Consider the following 14,670-nt stretch of genomic DNA (forward strand, 5'->3'; position numbering starts at 1 on the left):
GTCAACGTCTCCTGAGGTGAGAGGGCCGGCCTGAGGGGCCAGACACAGGCTGCAAGCCGCCACATGGCGCTTGCAGCCTTTTTCATGCCCATCCTAGGGCGCGCGCTGATACCAAAGCAGTCACCAAGGTTGCAATAATTGCCATATGAGCACGCCTTTGCTGGTCGCCACAGCCGCCGCCCAACACCCTGCCCACACGCCCATGGCCTTTGTGCGCAGTGTGGTGCACGCCTATACGCTGCGCCAGCAGTCGCCTGAAGCGGCCTTGCAGGTGGCACAAATTGCGCCAGATGCACTGGCCGATGACGCTGCCCGCATCACCGCCTTGCAGATGGAGCTGCTGTGCGACCACGCCATGCGCGAGCTGGATGACGAAGCCTTGGGCTGGTTCCGCCGCCGCCTGCCCTGGGGCAGCTATGGCCTGCTGGCGCGCGCCAGCATCAGCAGCCCCTCGCTGGGGCTGGCCGTGGCGCGCTGGTGCCGCCACCACGGTTTGCTGACGGACGATGTGGTGCTGAGTGTGCACACCGATGGTGGCCTGGCCACGGTGCGCCTGGTGGCGCAGCGCGATCTGGGGGCGCTGCAGGAGTTCTGCATGGTCTCGGTGCTGCGCAATCTGCACGGCTTTGCCAGTTGGCTGGTGGATGCGCGCCTGCCGCTGCGTCAGGCCAGCTTTCCGTTTGCTTCACCGGCGCACCATGCGGTGTACGACGTGCTGTTTGATGCCCCCGTGCGCTTTGGTGCCGCCGCCGCCAGTCTGGAGCTGGATGCGCACTGGCTGCAGCTGCCCGTGCTGCGCGATGAAGCTGCCCTCAACACCATGCTGCAGCGCGCTCTGCCCATTCAGGTGCGGCCCTACAAGCCTGCCCAGCCGCTGGTGCAGCGGGTGCGCCAGGCGCTGGCGGCGCACCCGCAGTGCAGCCACACGGCGCACAGCCTGGCGGCGGCGCTGCACTTGGCACCGCGCAGCCTGCACCGCCAGCTGCAGCAGCAAGGCAGCAGCGTGCAGCAGCTCAAGGACGATGTGCGCCGCCACCGCGCCCTGCATTTGCTGCAGCGCAGCGACATGCCCATCAAGCGCGTGGCGCAGGCCTGCGGCTTTGCCAGCGAGAAAAGCTTTATCCGCGCCTTTCAGCAGTGGATGGGGCAGCCCCCCGGGGCCTACCGCCAGGCGCAGCGCAGCCGCTGAAAACGGCGGGCGCTTGTGTCACACTGGCCTGATTGTTCGCCGGGAATTTGCATTAACCATAGCTGCTAGCGCTTGTTGCATAAGGGCTAGAGGCTGAAAACACTCCAAAGTCATGTCCCACGCTGCCGCCCCTGCTTCTTCCGCCTGGTTCACCCCCAGCAGCCTGTTGCGCATCTCGGTGGCGGTGGCGCTGCTCACCATCGTGCTCAAGATGCTGGCCTGGTGGCTCACGGGCTCTGTGGGCCTGCTGTCGGATGCGCTGGAATCCTTCGTCAACCTGGCGGGGGCCACGTTTGCGCTGGCCATGGTCACCATTGCCCAGCGCCCGGCCGATGCCGATCACCCCTACGGCCACCACAAGGCCGAATACTTTTCGGCCGGGTTTGAGGGGCTGCTCATCATCGGCGCCAGCCTGGCCATCCTCTGGGTCAGCACCGACCGCTGGCTGCACCCGCAGCCGCTGGAGCGCCTGGACTGGGGCCTGGGCCTGTCGCTGCTGAGCACCGCACTCAACGGCGCCCTCGCCGGGGTGATGTTCCGCAGCGCGCGCCGCTACCGTTCCATGGCGCTGGAGGGCGATGCCCGCCACCTGATGACCGATGTCTACACCTCCGTCGGTGTGGTGCTGGGCCTGGGGCTGGCCCATGTCAGCGGCTGGTGGTGGCTGGACCCGCTGTCGGGCGTGCTGGTGGCGCTGAACATCCTGTGGCACGGCGGCGTCATGCTCTGGCGAGCCTCGCAGGGGCTGATGGACATTGCCCTCGACCCCGAGCAACTCGCGCAGATCGACGCCGTGCTGCAGGCCCAGACCCAGGCCGCACACACGCAAACGGGCGAAACCCTGGTTTTTGACAGCGTGCACACGCGCCAGGCCGGGGGGCACAGCTTTGTTGACCTGCACCTGCATGTGCCCGGCCACTGGACGCTGGCCCAGGCCGCCGACTGGCGCCAGCGCACGGAAGCCGCCCTCATGGCCACCATTCCCAGCCTGCAGGCGCGCATAGAGCTGCTGCCGCAGGGCGCGGCCACGGTGCTGGAGCGCCAGAACGGCCATCGCAGCTGAGCGGCAGCGGGGAATTGCCCGCGCGCCACACCGTGCCACCGCCGCTCCCCGGATAATTGGGGGCTATGACTACCTCCACCAGCGCCGCAGGCGCAACCGCTTCGACGGCGTTCTCTTCGCTCACCCTGCACCCTAGCACCTTGCAGAACCTGCAAGGGCTGGGCTATGAGCAGATGACGCCCATCCAGGCGGCCAGCCTGCCCCTGACGTTGGCGGGCCGTGACCTGATCGCCCAGGCCAGCACCGGCAGCGGCAAAACCGCCGCCTTTGGCCTGCCCCTGCTGGAGCGCCTGAACCAGCGCTGGTTTGCCGTGCAAGGCCTGGTACTGTGCCCCACGCGCGAGCTGGCCGACCAGGTGGCCACCGAAATCCGCCGCCTGGCCCGTGCGCAAGAGAACATCAAGGTCGTCACCGTCTACGGCGGCGTGCCCACGCGCAACCAGATTGCCAGTCTGGAAAATGGCGCGCACATCGTGGTTGGCACACCGGGCCGCATCATGGATCTGATCGACCGTGGTTCGCTCGATATTTCCAGCATCCAGACCCTGGTGCTGGACGAAGCCGATCGCATGCTGGACATGGGCTTTTACGCCGACATCACCACCGTGGTCGAGCAGTGCCCCGAGCAGCGCCAGACCCTGCTGTTCTCGGCCACCTACCCCGACGACATCGCCAAGCTGGCCCACCGCTTCATGCGCGAGCCCGAGATGGTCAAGGTGGCCGCCCAGCACAGCACCGCCAAGATTGCCCAGCGCTGGTACGAAGTGCCCCACAAGCAAAAGGTCGACGTGGTCGTGCAGATGCTGGCGCACTTCCGCCCTGAATCGACCATTGCGTTCTGCAACACCAAGCAGCAATGCCGCGACGTGGTGACCGAGCTGCAAGCCCAGGGCATCAGCGCCTTGGCCCTGTTCGGCGAGCTGGAACAGCGCGAGCGCGACGAAGTGCTGGTGCAGTTTGCCAACCGCAGCTGCAGCGTGCTGGTGGCCACCGACGTGGCCGCGCGCGGCCTGGACATTGCCAACCTGGCCTGCGTGATCAATGTGGACGTGACACCGGATTCGGAAGTGCACATCCACCGCATTGGCCGCACCGGCCGCGGCGATGCCGAAGGTCTGGCGCTGAACCTGGTGGCCATGGACGAGATGCCCTATGTGGCCAAGATCGAGCAACTGCAAGAGCGCAACTCGGAATGGTTCGAAGTGGCCGAATTGACGCCCGCCCCCGGTGGTGCTTTGCTGCCGCCCATGATGACCATTCAGCTCATCGGTGGCCGCAAGGAAAAAATCCGTGCGGGTGATGTGCTGGGTGCCATGTGCGCAGACTTTGGCTATGCCAAGGACCAGATCGGCAAGATCAGCGTGAATGACTTTTCCACCTATGTGGCGGTGGATCGCCGGATTGCTGCCGAAGCCTGCGCTAAGTTGAATAACGGACGCGTGAAGGGCAAGAGCGTGCGGGCACGTGTGCTGTAAAAATCTTTTCAGGTTTTTGGAAGAAGGCTGCTGGTTGAGAGACTGGTGGCCTTTTTTGTTTTTGTAGTGTTTTTGGGGTCTAGCGCTTATGTAGCAAGCGCTGGTAGCTATGGTTTGTTGTGCTTATTGTTTTGGTGCTGGTTGTAGCACTGATGTCCGAGGCCGGTTCGTCGCACCGGCGGGCGAGTAACTTTCTTGTCCGCGACAAGAAAGTCACCAAAGAAGCGCGTCTGCCGACGGCTATCCGGCGGAACTCACTGCGCTCCTGCGTCGCTCCGTTCAAGCAGCCGCCGGGAAAATGAAGGACTTCCACGAAGTGGGGCGCGACGCTTGCGCGCGCGGGGTAATGGCGTTAATAATTTGATGATTTTTATCTTCTTATAAAAATACTTTTGCCTAGGATTTATAAAAATGAAAAGAAGTGTTTATTACGACTTGATCGTTGAGCGCATCTCAAAAGCTTCTTCTGAAGCGAAGATTTGTGCCGAAACTATTGGGCATCCAGCGCTTTCTGGGGCAATAAGAGAAATTGCTTTGAAAAATTGTGTGGAACCTTATTTGACACATAGTTTTAAATGTGGTACAGGTAAAGTGGCAGATACTTCTGGTTATATGTCAAGACAAATAGATCTTTTGGTCTATGAGACAAAATTGGCACCACCGCTAATGTTAAATAAAGAATTTGGCATATTCCCTGCGGAGTGTTGTGAATATGCATTTGAGATTAAAAGTACTCTTAATGCTACTGAAATTAGAAGTGCTATAGAGGTTGGAAAGTCAATTAGAGAACTAAAAAGATTTCCAAGAAAAAAGATGATGGATCTATATCTTATGAGAATACCGGAATGAAAACGGTTTTATTTGCATTTGACTCAGATATTGATGGAGATGAAATTATAAGGTATATGAAGTATGATGAACAGCCGCCTGTATTTACAGTAATTGTAGTTTTAGGTAAGGGTTACTGGATTTGGAATAAAGGCTGGCATGGTGTTACGATTAAAGATTATAAAGATCCATTTTCCTTCTTTGCATTATTTATAACAGGGTTTGTCAATACTCTTGTTGACAGAGAGGCATCAATGAGATGGTTTAATCCTGGTAGTTATATATTAGGCGGAGATATATTTGCTAAAAGATATGAAGAAATTTAAATTTATAAGGAGCTTTGAAAGGTGGATTTCCAATCCGCTCTTCGTTTTTGGCTCTGTCGCTAGGCAGTCTTAAGCCCTCCTACCCGTGCCGAGGCGCTCAGAGCGCAGGGGGGCAGATGCGCCGTAGGACGCATCTGCTTCGTCATCTGGCTGGCCGCAGCTGTTTGAGCGCAGCGCTGTAAGCGCGCAGTGAGTTCTGCGGCCCCACCCTGTGATCGAGCACCGCAGGTTGCCCGCTTGGGTTTTGCGCAGCAAAGCCCAAAGGGACGCGGGTAGAGGTGTGCACTTCTTTTGCTTACTTTTCTTGTGCAAGCAAGAAAAGGAAGTCGCCTGCCGCGCGACAAGCGGCCAGCCAAACTCAAAACAGCAATAACAACAAAATCAACCTATAGCCCTTATGCAACAAGCGCCAGCCGCTCATAAATCCATGAACGCTGGCGCTTGCAATGCGGCAGACCCAAGGCCAAGCCAAGGGCCCCACAGAGGCGGGCTGAAAAAATTACTTCAGCAAATCTTGCACCTGACCCAAGGCGGTCTGACCACACTGGTCATCCAGATGCCCGCCGGGCGCACCGGCAATACCCACTGCGCCGATCACTTCGTTGCCCACCTTCACGGGCAAACCACCGCCCAGCAGCAGATAGCCGGGGATGTGCACCAGGTTGGCGCCGCCGGGGTTCTTCTGGCTGCCTTCCATCATGGCCAGCGTGCTGTTCTTGGCCGATGCGGCGGTGTAGGCCTTCAGGCGGCTGCCTTCCAGGGTGTGGGGGCCGGCGTTGTCGGCACGCTGCACGGCGCGTACGGTGGCGGCGCGGTCGACCACGGTGGCGGTGACGGCATAGCCGTTGGCGGCGCAGGCGGCCACGCTGCGGGCGGCGATCTGGTTGGCCAGTTCCAGCGACATGTTCTTTTCAGTGCGCACGGCCTGGGCGTTGGCGGCGGTGGCCAGCAGGCCCAGGGCCAGGGTGAGGGCGGTGGTGGCAAGACGTGACATCGACAGTTCCTTTGCAAATGGGGGGAGCGCCGCTGGTCGCGGCGTCTGCATGAAACTGTAGGCGCAGCGGGCGCGCGGCACCATGCGTGCGGCTACGCCAGTGACTGCGTAGAACTACGGAGGGCTCAGCCCTGCTGGGGTGGCGCGGCGTGTGCTTCGGCCAGCTGGGCGTAGTGGCGGATCAGCCCGGCCAGCGACGGGGCTTCCAGCTTGGCAAACAGGTTGGCGCGGTGGGTTTCCACGGTGCGCGGCGACAGCTCCAGCGCACGGCCAATCTCTTTGTTGGTCAGGCCCTGAACGATCAGCGCCAGCACCTCGCGCTCGCGCGGCGAGAGCTGGTCGTAGCGCTGCTGGGCATCGCGGTCGGCCTGGGTGCGGGCGCGCAGGCGCACGTGCTGGCGCACGGCGGTTTGCAGCGCCTCCAGCAGCACCTCATCGTCCACCGGCTTTTCCAGAAATTCGGCCGCGCCGCTTTTGAAGGCGCGGCGGCACATGTCGACCGTGCCGTGGCCGGTGAGCAGCACGATGGGCTGGTCTACCCCCTGGAACCGCAGCTGGGTGAGCAACTGCAAGCCGCTGATGCCGGGCATGCGCACATCCAGCACGATGGCGCCGATGGCCTGGCGGTCAAACTGTGCGGCAAATGCGGCGGGGTCGGCCCAGGTCTGCACGCGCAGGCCTACGGTGCCAATCAGCAGCGCCAGGCTGTCGCGCACGGCCTGGTCATCGTCCACCAGGTGAATCAGTGGCGAATGGGGGTCGTGCGGCTTATGCATGGGCGCCTCCGGCAGCCGGGGTGCTGGCGGGCAGCAGCAGTTCAAAACAGGCGCCGTGCAGCGGGCCACTGTCGGCCAGCCGCAGCTCGCCGCCCATGGCTTCGGCCAGGCCCTGGCTCAAGGTCAGCCCCAGGCCCAGCCCTTGTTCGCGGGTGGTGGTGAAGGGGGTGAACAGGCGGGTGCGAATCTCGGGCGCAATGCCGGGGCCGTTGTCTTGCACGACAAGGTGAATGGTGTGGCCTTCCTGGCGCTGGGCGATGTGCAGCTGGCGCTGTGTGGGTGCGAGGCCGTCCATGGCCTGCAAGGCATTGAGCAGCAGGTTGTGCAGAATTTGCTGCAGCGCAATCGGGTCGGCCTGGGCCGTCAGCGGTGCAGCGGGGGCGGGTTGCAGCAGCTGCACCTGGCGCTGGCGCAGCTCGGGCTGCAGCAGTTGCAAGGTGTCGTGCAGCACCTGGGCGATGGGTACAGGTTGCGTGGGTGCATCGGCATCGGGCCGCTCGACCAGACGGCGCAGGCGGCCAATCACGGCGGAGGCGCGCTTGGCCTGTTCGGCCGCTTGCTGCATGGCCTGGCGCGCGGCGGGCACATCGGGCTCGGCATCGTCCAGCAGGCGGCGCGCAGCCTGGCTGTTGGAGAGGATGGCGGTCAGCGGCTGGTTCAGTTCATGGGCCATGCCGGCGGCCAACTCGCCCAGCGTGTTCAGCCGTGCAATGTGGCCGTATTGCAGCAGTTGTTCGGCGCGTTGGCGGGCGGCGCGCTGTTGCCAGGCCGCGCGCAAGGCAGCCACCACCAGCGCACAGCCCAGCAGCCAGGCCAGCATGCTCCACCAGGGCAGCAGGCGCGGGTGCAGCTTGTAGCGCTCGTGCAGCTCCAGCACCTGGCTGGGAGACGACAGGGTTTTGCTGACCGACCAGGCCCAGCCGGGCGTGGCAGCTTCAGGCGCCCCCGCTTGCAGCAGCAGGTCTTGGCCATTCTGGCTGAGCCAGATGCGCACGGGGCTGTGGCTGGCCGGGTAGGGCCATTCGTCTTGCGGAATGGTGGCGCGCAGGTCGAGCTTGAGGGCATAGCTGGCTGGTTGGCCGTGCTGCACCACGTACAGCTTGCCGTCGGCCAGGTGGCTGGCATCCATGTGGGCGTGGCCGCTGGCTTGTGATTGCTGCTCTAGTTCGCGCAGCGCAGCGGGCCAGCGCGCAGGCCAGGGTTGGTCGGCCTGGCGCTGGGCCACGCCCAGCACCTGCGGGTACAGGCGCGACAAACCGGTGGCGCCGGCGTTGGCCATGGCGTCCGCACCCAGCGCGGGTTGCAGCAGTGTCAAGGTGGCCAAAATGGCGTCGTGCTGGGCCAGTTGCTGGCTCAGCAGCCGGTGGGCGACCCGGGCGTTGGTGGTAAAGCCCTCGCGCAGTTCGTCCAGGCGCTGCTGGGCCAGCCAAGCGCAGCCGCTGCCCGCCGCCAAGGCCCAGGCCAGCAGCCAGCCCAGCCAGGAAGGTGTCCGTGTCATGCGCAGGATTCTGGCACTGCCCCAGCAACCGGCGCTGATCAGGGCTGAATGCGGGGTGGCCGCAGCGGCCCGGCGCAGCAGGCGGTGTGTGGCTGGTGTGCTGTGAGTAACTTTGGCATGAAATTTGTCTCTAGCGCTTATGGAGTAAGCGCTGTTAGCTCTCAAAAACTAAGCGTCTTGCGCCGTGTTGGCCCGCTGCAGGCCTTCCAGCAGTGCCTGTTGCAGCGCAGGCGGCAGCGGTTGCATCAGCGTTTCCATCACCTGCAGCTGCGCGGCTTGCAGCTGTTGCACCAGTTGTGCGCCTTGTGGGCTCAGGTGCAGGCAGCGCACGCGCTTGTCGTCGTAGCTGGGGGTGCGGGTGAGCCAGCCACGCGCTTCCAGCGTGGCGAGGAGGCGGGTCATCTGGGCCTTGTCGGTGTGGCTGCGCTCAATCAGGTCTTTCTGGGTGAGCCCCGGGTGGCTGCCGGTGTACATCAGCACGCGTGCTTCGTTGAAGGTCAGCTCGGGGTTGGCGGCCTCCAGCCCGCTGCGCATGCGGGTGCGGCACAGGTGCATGAAGGCATGCAGGCTGTCAAAGATTTCAAGCGCGATGGGGGTGGTCATACGGTCATTAAGTTGACAAAGTCAATCAATTAATTATGATTGACTTTATCAACTAAACAACTACCTGTCCAACTGCGCATCCCATTGCTGGGCGGTGCAGCGGGGCCTTGATGCCATGTCCACACCTGTTACCCCTACTGCGTCCCCACGCAGAAAGCTGCCACGCCGCTATACGCCGCTGGTGTTCTCGTTTTTTATGGCGTCCATCATGGGGGCGCTGATGTGCTCGACCATCGTGGCGCTGTCCACCGGCGTGGGCGATGGCTACGCCTTGCGCGTGCTGCGGGCCTATGCCGTGGGCATGCCGGTGGCCTTTTTCTGCGTGCTGCTGGTGCGCCCGATCGTCATGAAGCTGGTGGCGCTGACCGTGGAGTCCACGCCCAGCTGAAGGGGCACGGGCTGCGCCTAGCCCTTCAAGAAGAACAACACGGCCATGACCAGCCCGGTCAGCACAATGCCCCAGCGCAGCACCGTGGGCGGAATCTTGCGTGCCACGCGGGCGCCGCCGTAACCGCCCAAGGTGGCGGCCACCATCATGAGCAGGGCGTGCTTCCACTCCACAATGCCGCCCGCCGCATAGATGGCTACGGCAATGGCGGTGAGCAGGGCTGAGACCAGGTTCTTCATGCCGTTCATGGCGTTGAGCTGGGTTTGTCCCAGCAGGCTGAACAGCGCCAGGCACAGAATGCCCAGCCCACCGTTGAAGTAGCCGCCGTAAAACGCCACGGCCAGCATGCCGGCTGCGGCCTTGGTGGCGCTGGCGGGGGCCTGGGCATCGGTGCTGCGGGCCGCCCAGGCGCGGATCTGCGGGCCAAAGGCGAACAGGGCGGTGGCGCCCAGCAGCAGCCAGGGCACCACGCGGCGGAAGGTGTCGTTGGGCGTGAACAGCAGCAGTGCCGCGCCGGCGGCGCCCCCTAGCAGGGACAGGGCGATGGAGGTGCCCATGGTCAGCCCCGGTGGCGGGGCCATGTCTTCCTTGAAGCCCCAGGCACTGGCGGCATAGCCGGGCAGCAGGGCGACGGTGCCTGTGGCATTGGCGGTGACGGGTGGAATGCCGGTGAATACCAGCGCGGGCAGGGTCAGAAAGCTGCCGCCTCCAGCCACGGCATTGAGTGCGCCCGCCACAAAGGCGGCGGCCAGCAACAGGGCGATGTGTGCCCAGGGGCCAATGCCCAGAATGTCCATGTGTGTCTCCCGTGTCCTTGGTGTTGTGTGTGTAGAGGGACAAACCGCACCAGGGTGGTGCGGTGCAACGGGATCTTAGTGGGTGTGCCTGCGTTCGCGGGTCGCGCAAAAGTCAAAGGACTTTGGACTGCTGCGGGGCTAGTGCGGGCTGCTCAGGCGCGAATGTAGGCCCAGCCATAGACCTGCAGCCGTGCCAGTGCCAGAACGGCAGGCTCGCCCAGCACCTGCAGGGGCGCATGGCCGCTGCGTTGCAGCTGGGCCAGGGTGTTGGGGCACAGGTAGGTCAGCGCATCGGCTTGTGCGTGCGGCGTTGGCGATGATGCGCACCTGGGTCTGGGGTTCGGCGCGCAGGGCGTTGACGGCATTCATGCGGGCGCGTTGCAGGCCTTCGGCATCGGGGGCGTGCAAAACAATGTGCAAAGTCGAATTCATGGCGGAACAGATCAGGACGAGAGAGCGTGAGCTTGCCACACGCCGTCGGGTGCGCCAGCGCCGGAACCAAAAGCGTTGATAGGCACTTGCATGTAGGTGCGTCCATCGCCGGCCGCTGGCGGCAGCTTGCCTGCCCGCACATTGACCTGTACCGAGGGCAGGATGAGGGTGGGCATGGCCAGCGTGGCGTCGCGCTGGTTGCGCAGGGCGACAAAGGCGGCTTCGCTCACGCCGTCGTGCACATGAATGCTGCGGGCTTTTTGATCGGCCACGGTACACGTCCACGCCGGGCCACGCTCGGGCGGTGGGTAGTCGTGGCAGACGTGGATGCGGGTGTGCGCAGGCAGGGCCAGGATGCGCTGGATGGAGCGGTACAGCTGCGCGGCATCGCCGCCCGGGAAGTCGGCCCGTGCCGTGCCCACGTCGGGCATGAAGAGGGTGTCGCCCACAAAAATAGCGTCACCGACGCGGTATGCCATGTCGGCCGGCGTATGGCCGGGCACGTGCAAGGCGGTGACGGCCAGGTTGCCCACCAGGAACTGTTCACCGTCTTCAAACAGGTGGTCAAACTGGCTGCCATCGGGCAGAAAGCTGCGCTCAAAGTGAAAGACGCTGCGGAACATCTGTTGCACGGTGCGGATGTGGCTGCCAATGGCCACCTTGCCGCCCAGTTGGTGGCGAATGTGCTGCGCGCCCGAGAGGTGGTCGGCGTGGGCATGCGTCTCCAAAATCCATTGCACCTGCCAGCCCTGGCTGCGCACGTAGTCGATGATGTGGTCGCTGGAGGCGCTGGTCAGCGTGCCGGACTTGGGCTCGAAGTCGAGCACGGGGTCAATCACCGCCACCTGGCCGCTGGCTGTGTCGGCCAGCACATAGCTGACGGTGCCGGTGACAGCATCAAAAAAGGCTTCGGTGTGCAGGGCAGCAGGGGCTCTCACAGTATTCAATATACTTTTAAATATAATATGAAAAATGAATTTAATGCTTGCGAAGGGTGCCACGGCATGACCACCATCCCTATGGATGCCACTGCGCTGGACGTGAACGCCATGCGCGCCCATGCGGGTGAGGCGGTGGCGCTGCTCAAAGTGCTGGGCAATGAAGACCGGCTGATGCTGCTGTGCCAGATTGCCATGCAGCCGCGCACGGTGGGCGAGCTGGAGCAGCTGACGGGCATCACCCAGCCCACCTTGTCGCAGCAACTGGGCGTGCTGCGCCGCGAGGGGCTGGTGAGCACCGAGCGCGAGGGCAAATTTATCCGCTACCAGGCCGCCGATGCGCGCGCGCTGCAGCTCATGCAGCTGGTGCACCAATTGTTTTGTGAAGGAGCGCAGGCATGAGCATTGCGTGGGAGCTTTTTACGCCGGGTGCATCGCTGGCCGGTGGCGTGTTGATTGGCGGGGCGGCCGCCATCTTGGTGGTGGCGCTGGGGCGCATTGCGGGCATCAGCGGCATCGTGGGTCACTTGCTGCAGGCCAGCACCTGGCGCAGCCCGCAGCAGTGGGGCTGGCGCTTGGCGTTTGTGCTGGGCATGCTGGCTGCGCCGTGGGTGTGGCAGCTGTTTGCGCCGCTGCCGCAGGTTACCCTGCCTGACAACCCGTGGCTGATCGTCGCCGCCGGTTTGCTGGTGGGTTTTGGTACACGCCTGGGTTCGGGCTGCACCAGCGGTCACGGTGTCTGCGGCTTGTCGCGGCTGTCGTTGCGTTCGCTGGCGGCAACGCTGGTCTTTATGGCAACCGGTGCAGCCACGGTGTGGGTGCTGCGCCATGTGCTGGGGGGCTAAATCATGCAAGCACTGGTGGCCTTGGTGGCGGGGTTGGTGTTCGGACTGGGCTTGATGCTCTCGGGCATGGCAGACCCCGCCAAAGTACAAAACTTTCTGGACTTTTTCGGGGCGTGGGACCCATCGCTGGCGCTGGTCATGGGCGGCGCGATTGCCGTGGGGCTGCTGGCATTCACATGGGCCAAAAAACGCCAGACGGCGTTGCTGGGCACCCCCATGCAGATGCCAACGGCCACGGCACTGGATGGCCGGTTGTTGGCGGGGGCGGGCATGTTTGGTGTGGGCTGGGGGCTGGCTGGCTTTTGCCCAGGCCCGGCGGTGATGAGCTTAGCCACGGGCCACAGTGCGGTGTGGCTGTTTGTGGTAGCCATGCTGGCGGGCATGTGGTTGCAGCACCAGTGGGTCAGTCGCTCCTGATAAGGAAGCTGCAAGCGCTGGAATTGCCTGGATTTCAGCAGTAAAAGACTTTGAAACGCTGTGGGTCAAGCGCAGGCTGCTACCAATCATGCAGGGGCTCTGGCAGGTGTATCCGCTGAAACAGTGCTTGGGGCTTTCTAGAATGTGCGGCTGATGCCTAGCCAGAAAGAACAAGCACGATGACGAATACAGCCCTGCAAGCGCGCTACGGAGATGACGCGCCCGCCCTGACCCTGCCCGAACTGCCCGTGCTGGATGCCATGTTGAGCCACCGCTCGGTGCGCCACTTCCTGCGCGATGCCTTACCCGCGAACACCATTGAAACGCTGGTGGCGGCCGCCCAGTCGGCACCCACCTCGTCCAATCTGCAAACCTGGAGCGTGATTGCGGTCGAGTCGCAAGCGCGGCGCGAGGCGCTGGCCAATTTGGTGGGGCCGCAAAAGCACCTGGCCGTAGCGCCCCTGGTGCTGGTGTTTTTGGCTGATTTGTCGCGCATTGACCGCCTGGCACAGGCGCAGCAGCGCGAGCCCGTGGGCCTGCACTATCTGGACACGTTCTTGATGGGCGTGATTGATGCGGCGCTGGCCTCGCAAAATGCCGTCGTGGCCGCCGAAGCCATGGGCTTGGGTACCGTCTTTGTGGGCGGCATGCGCAACCAGCCCGAAGAAGTGGCCAAGGTGCTGGGCACGCCCAGCAATGTGTTTCCCGTGTTTGGTCTGGTGGTGGGCCACCCCGATCCGGAGCGCCCAGCCGCAGTGAAGCCCCGCCTGCCGCAAAGCGCGGTGCTGCACCGCGAGCAGTACCAGGTGCCTGCTGATCAGGCGGAAGAAATTGGCAGCTACAACGCCTCGCTGCGCGCTTTCATGCGAGCTAACGGCATGCGCGAGATGGACTGGAGCACGCAGGTAGTGGACCGCCTGCTGACGCCCGAGTCGTTGACGGGCCGCCACCGCCTGTTTGAAGCCCTGCGCAACGCCGGGTTTGAGTACAAAGACATTTAAAAACGCCACCACCGCGCCACATCCGTCGTGCGCGGTGGGCGGTAGAGCCGCACACGTTGGCATGAAAAATGAGTGGAGGGGGCATGGATCACACCAATTTCTCACTGGCTGCTGCACTCATTGGTGAGCATGCTTCCATGGTGGCATTGCGGCAACTGGTGCAGCGTGTGGCACAGAGCCAGGCCAAGACAATTCTGATCTACGGTGAAACAGGCACCGGCAAGAGCCTGGTGGCGCGCAGCATTCACGCACTGTCAGCGCGCAGGGCTTCGCCGTTGGTGGATATCAACTGCGCTGCCATTCCCGCAGAGCTGCTGGAGTCGGAGCTTTTTGGGCATGAACGCGGTGCTTTTACAGGGGCGGTGCAGCGCAAGCAGGGACTGATTGAAGCAGCCCACGGCGGCAGTGTGTTCCTGGACGAGGTGCGTGAGCTTGACCCTGTGATGCAAGCCAAGATCTTGACGCTGCTCGACAACCACAGTTTCCGCAAAGTGGGCGCAGTGCAGCCGCTGCAGGTGGATGTGCGGTTTATTGCAGCGACGAACCGGATTCTGCTGTCCGAAGTGAAGGCGGGCAGGTTTCGGGAAGACCTGTATTACCGCCTGCAGGTTGTGGCAATCAATGTGCCGCCACTGCGCGAACGGGGTGACGATATCTTGTTGCTCGCGCAGCATCGGCTGGATCGTTTCAATCGCCTGCATGGCAGTCACATGACCGAGATTGATCCGGATGTGCAACAGATCTTCAAAACCTATGCGTGGCCGGGCAATGTGCGGGAGCTGGAGAACCTGCTCGAGCGCATTTGCCTGCTTGAGGATGGGCATCGCATTCAGATGCAGCACCTGCCGTCACGCATTTTGAGGGATGTGGCGGTGCCCGTAGCGGCGCCAGTGCAAGCACAGTCAGTGGATGAGATGGTGGGGAGCTACCAGGCAGCGACAGAGCAGTTTCAGCGTGCACTGATCGCGAAGGCATTTGCTCAAACTAACGGCAACCAAACGCAAATGGCCCAGGTGCTGGGGCTCACGCGCCATGCGCTGCGCCATCAAATCCAGAAGCTCAATATTCGCTGGGAGACAACCGCATCGTTGTAACGTTGA

The 14,670-nt window shown here is 63.0% G+C and carries 18 protein-coding genes; 11 read left to right on the forward strand and 7 right to left on the reverse strand.

Annotation, left to right across the window (positions count from 1 at the left end; all coding sequences use genetic code 11):
- Positions 1 to 145 precede the first annotated feature (145 nt).
- The 5 genes from AC27VO_RS13430 to AC27VO_RS13450 all read left to right on the forward strand — a co-directional run bounded on the left by AC27VO_RS13430 (position 146) and on the right by AC27VO_RS13450 (position 4,881).
- Positions 146 to 1,189, forward strand: a complete 1,044-nt coding sequence (locus AC27VO_RS13430; protein ID WP_488667224.1) for an AraC family transcriptional regulator — start codon at positions 146 to 148, stop codon at positions 1,187 to 1,189.
- A gap of 112 nt (positions 1,190 to 1,301) precedes the next feature.
- On the forward strand, positions 1,302 to 2,252 hold the full coding sequence (locus AC27VO_RS13435) for a cation diffusion facilitator family transporter (protein ID WP_488667225.1): 951 nt from the start codon (positions 1,302 to 1,304) through the stop codon (positions 2,250 to 2,252).
- Between the two features lie 65 nt (positions 2,253 to 2,317).
- Complete coding sequence (dbpA, locus tag AC27VO_RS13440; RefSeq protein ID WP_488667226.1) at positions 2,318 to 3,727, forward strand: ATP-dependent RNA helicase DbpA; 1,410 nt, start codon at positions 2,318 to 2,320, stop codon at positions 3,725 to 3,727.
- Positions 3,728 to 4,138: 411 nt separating this feature from the next.
- On the forward strand, positions 4,139 to 4,576 hold the full coding sequence (locus tag AC27VO_RS13445; RefSeq protein WP_488667227.1) for a DUF6602 domain-containing protein: 438 nt from the start codon (positions 4,139 to 4,141) through the stop codon (positions 4,574 to 4,576).
- A complete protein-coding gene (locus AC27VO_RS13450; RefSeq protein WP_488667228.1) occupies positions 4,573 to 4,881 on the forward strand; it encodes a hypothetical protein in 309 nt (102 codons plus the stop codon). Before AC27VO_RS13445 ends, AC27VO_RS13450 begins: the two co-directional genes overlap by 4 nt.
- 499 nt (positions 4,882 to 5,380) lie before the next feature.
- Here AC27VO_RS13450 and AC27VO_RS13455 read toward each other — a convergent pair whose 3' ends face one another.
- From AC27VO_RS13455 to AC27VO_RS13470, 4 genes are all read right to left on the reverse strand, one after another.
- Positions 5,381 to 5,875 (reverse strand): GlcG/HbpS family heme-binding protein, encoded by a 495-nt coding sequence (locus tag AC27VO_RS13455; protein WP_488667229.1) that lies wholly within the window; start codon positions 5,873 to 5,875, stop codon positions 5,381 to 5,383.
- 125 nt (positions 5,876 to 6,000) lie between these two features.
- Positions 6,001 to 6,651, reverse strand: coding sequence for a response regulator transcription factor (locus tag AC27VO_RS13460; protein ID WP_488667230.1), 651 nt, complete (start codon positions 6,649 to 6,651; stop codon positions 6,001 to 6,003).
- A complete protein-coding gene (locus AC27VO_RS13465; protein ID WP_488667231.1) occupies positions 6,644 to 8,149 on the reverse strand; it encodes a sensor histidine kinase in 1,506 nt (501 codons plus the stop codon). The genes AC27VO_RS13460 and AC27VO_RS13465 overlap by 8 nt, the downstream gene beginning before the upstream one ends.
- A 168-nt stretch (positions 8,150 to 8,317) precedes the next feature.
- Positions 8,318 to 8,752: a MarR family winged helix-turn-helix transcriptional regulator gene (locus AC27VO_RS13470; protein WP_488667232.1), complete on the reverse strand. Its 435-nt coding sequence runs from the start codon at positions 8,750 to 8,752 to the stop codon at positions 8,318 to 8,320.
- A gap of 115 nt (positions 8,753 to 8,867) precedes the next feature.
- Between AC27VO_RS13470 and AC27VO_RS13475 the strand changes: the two genes are divergently transcribed.
- Positions 8,868 to 9,140 (forward strand): DUF2798 domain-containing protein, encoded by a 273-nt coding sequence (locus AC27VO_RS13475; RefSeq protein ID WP_488667233.1) that lies wholly within the window; start codon positions 8,868 to 8,870, stop codon positions 9,138 to 9,140.
- A gap of 17 nt (positions 9,141 to 9,157) precedes the next feature.
- Here the strand turns inward: AC27VO_RS13475 and AC27VO_RS13480 are convergent, their stop codons facing one another.
- The 3 genes from AC27VO_RS13480 to AC27VO_RS13490 form a co-directional block, all read right to left on the reverse strand.
- Positions 9,158 to 9,937, reverse strand: a complete 780-nt coding sequence (locus tag AC27VO_RS13480) for a sulfite exporter TauE/SafE family protein (protein WP_488667234.1) — start codon at positions 9,935 to 9,937, stop codon at positions 9,158 to 9,160.
- A gap of 152 nt (positions 9,938 to 10,089) precedes the next feature.
- Positions 10,090 to 10,302: a hypothetical protein gene (locus AC27VO_RS13485; RefSeq protein ID WP_488667235.1), complete on the reverse strand. Its 213-nt coding sequence runs from the start codon at positions 10,300 to 10,302 to the stop codon at positions 10,090 to 10,092.
- 78 nt (positions 10,303 to 10,380) lie between these two features.
- Positions 10,381 to 11,307, reverse strand: a complete 927-nt coding sequence (locus AC27VO_RS13490; RefSeq protein WP_488667236.1) for an MBL fold metallo-hydrolase — start codon at positions 11,305 to 11,307, stop codon at positions 10,381 to 10,383.
- Between the two features lie 81 nt (positions 11,308 to 11,388).
- On the opposite strand from AC27VO_RS13490, the gene AC27VO_RS13495 reads away from it, so the two are divergent.
- The 5 genes from AC27VO_RS13495 to AC27VO_RS13515 all read left to right on the forward strand — a co-directional run bounded on the left by AC27VO_RS13495 (position 11,389) and on the right by AC27VO_RS13515 (position 14,664).
- Positions 11,389 to 11,709, forward strand: coding sequence for an ArsR/SmtB family transcription factor (locus AC27VO_RS13495; protein ID WP_488667298.1), 321 nt, complete (start codon positions 11,389 to 11,391; stop codon positions 11,707 to 11,709).
- Positions 11,706 to 12,152: a YeeE/YedE family protein gene (locus AC27VO_RS13500; RefSeq protein ID WP_488667237.1), complete on the forward strand. Its 447-nt coding sequence runs from the start codon at positions 11,706 to 11,708 to the stop codon at positions 12,150 to 12,152. The genes AC27VO_RS13495 and AC27VO_RS13500 overlap by 4 nt, the downstream gene beginning before the upstream one ends.
- A gap of 3 nt (positions 12,153 to 12,155) precedes the next feature.
- Positions 12,156 to 12,569: a DUF6691 family protein gene (locus tag AC27VO_RS13505; protein WP_488667238.1), complete on the forward strand. Its 414-nt coding sequence runs from the start codon at positions 12,156 to 12,158 to the stop codon at positions 12,567 to 12,569.
- A 179-nt stretch (positions 12,570 to 12,748) separates the two neighbouring features.
- Positions 12,749 to 13,570 carry an NADPH-dependent oxidoreductase gene (locus tag AC27VO_RS13510; protein ID WP_488667239.1) on the forward strand — a complete coding sequence of 274 codons (822 nt, stop codon included), beginning with the start codon at positions 12,749 to 12,751 and terminating at the stop codon, positions 13,568 to 13,570.
- A gap of 83 nt (positions 13,571 to 13,653) precedes the next feature.
- A complete protein-coding gene (locus tag AC27VO_RS13515) occupies positions 13,654 to 14,664 on the forward strand; it encodes a sigma-54 interaction domain-containing protein (RefSeq protein ID WP_488667240.1) in 1,011 nt (336 codons plus the stop codon).
- The last annotated feature ends 6 nt before the right edge of the window (positions 14,665 to 14,670 follow it).

It is taken from the genome of Comamonas sp. 14P8.1.4, from assembly GCF_057799285.1.

Excerpts from the sequence above, each read along its gene's own strand:
- dbpA (WP_488667226.1), top strand. The coding sequence starts at position 2,318 with ATGACTACCTCCACCAGCGCCGCAGGCGCAACCGCTTCGACGGCGTTC.
- AC27VO_RS13455 (WP_488667229.1), bottom strand. The coding sequence starts at position 5,875 with ATGTCACGTCTTGCCACCACCGCCCTCACCCTGGCCCTGGGCCTGCTG.
- AC27VO_RS13505 (WP_488667238.1), top strand. The coding sequence starts at position 12,156 with ATGCAAGCACTGGTGGCCTTGGTGGCGGGGTTGGTGTTCGGACTGGGC.
- AC27VO_RS13480 (WP_488667234.1), bottom strand. The coding sequence starts at position 9,937 with ATGGACATTCTGGGCATTGGCCCCTGGGCACACATCGCCCTGTTGCTG.
- AC27VO_RS13435 (WP_488667225.1), top strand. The coding sequence starts at position 1,302 with ATGTCCCACGCTGCCGCCCCTGCTTCTTCCGCCTGGTTCACCCCCAGC.
- AC27VO_RS13510 (WP_488667239.1), top strand. The coding sequence starts at position 12,749 with ATGACGAATACAGCCCTGCAAGCGCGCTACGGAGATGACGCGCCCGCC.
- AC27VO_RS13430 (WP_488667224.1), top strand. The coding sequence starts at position 146 with ATGAGCACGCCTTTGCTGGTCGCCACAGCCGCCGCCCAACACCCTGCC.
- AC27VO_RS13470 (WP_488667232.1), bottom strand. The coding sequence starts at position 8,752 with ATGACCACCCCCATCGCGCTTGAAATCTTTGACAGCCTGCATGCCTTC.
- AC27VO_RS13500 (WP_488667237.1), top strand. The coding sequence starts at position 11,706 with ATGAGCATTGCGTGGGAGCTTTTTACGCCGGGTGCATCGCTGGCCGGT.
- AC27VO_RS13460 (WP_488667230.1), bottom strand. The coding sequence starts at position 6,651 with ATGCATAAGCCGCACGACCCCCATTCGCCACTGATTCACCTGGTGGAC.
- AC27VO_RS13475 (WP_488667233.1), top strand. The coding sequence starts at position 8,868 with ATGTCCACACCTGTTACCCCTACTGCGTCCCCACGCAGAAAGCTGCCA.
- AC27VO_RS13465 (WP_488667231.1), bottom strand. The coding sequence starts at position 8,149 with ATGACACGGACACCTTCCTGGCTGGGCTGGCTGCTGGCCTGGGCCTTG.
- AC27VO_RS13445 (WP_488667227.1), top strand. The coding sequence starts at position 4,139 with ATGAAAAGAAGTGTTTATTACGACTTGATCGTTGAGCGCATCTCAAAA.
- AC27VO_RS13495 (WP_488667298.1), top strand. The coding sequence starts at position 11,389 with ATGGATGCCACTGCGCTGGACGTGAACGCCATGCGCGCCCATGCGGGT.
- AC27VO_RS13450 (WP_488667228.1), top strand. The coding sequence starts at position 4,573 with ATGAAAACGGTTTTATTTGCATTTGACTCAGATATTGATGGAGATGAA.
- AC27VO_RS13515 (WP_488667240.1), top strand. The coding sequence starts at position 13,654 with ATGGATCACACCAATTTCTCACTGGCTGCTGCACTCATTGGTGAGCAT.
- AC27VO_RS13485 (WP_488667235.1), bottom strand. The coding sequence starts at position 10,302 with ATGCCGTCAACGCCCTGCGCGCCGAACCCCAGACCCAGGTGCGCATCA.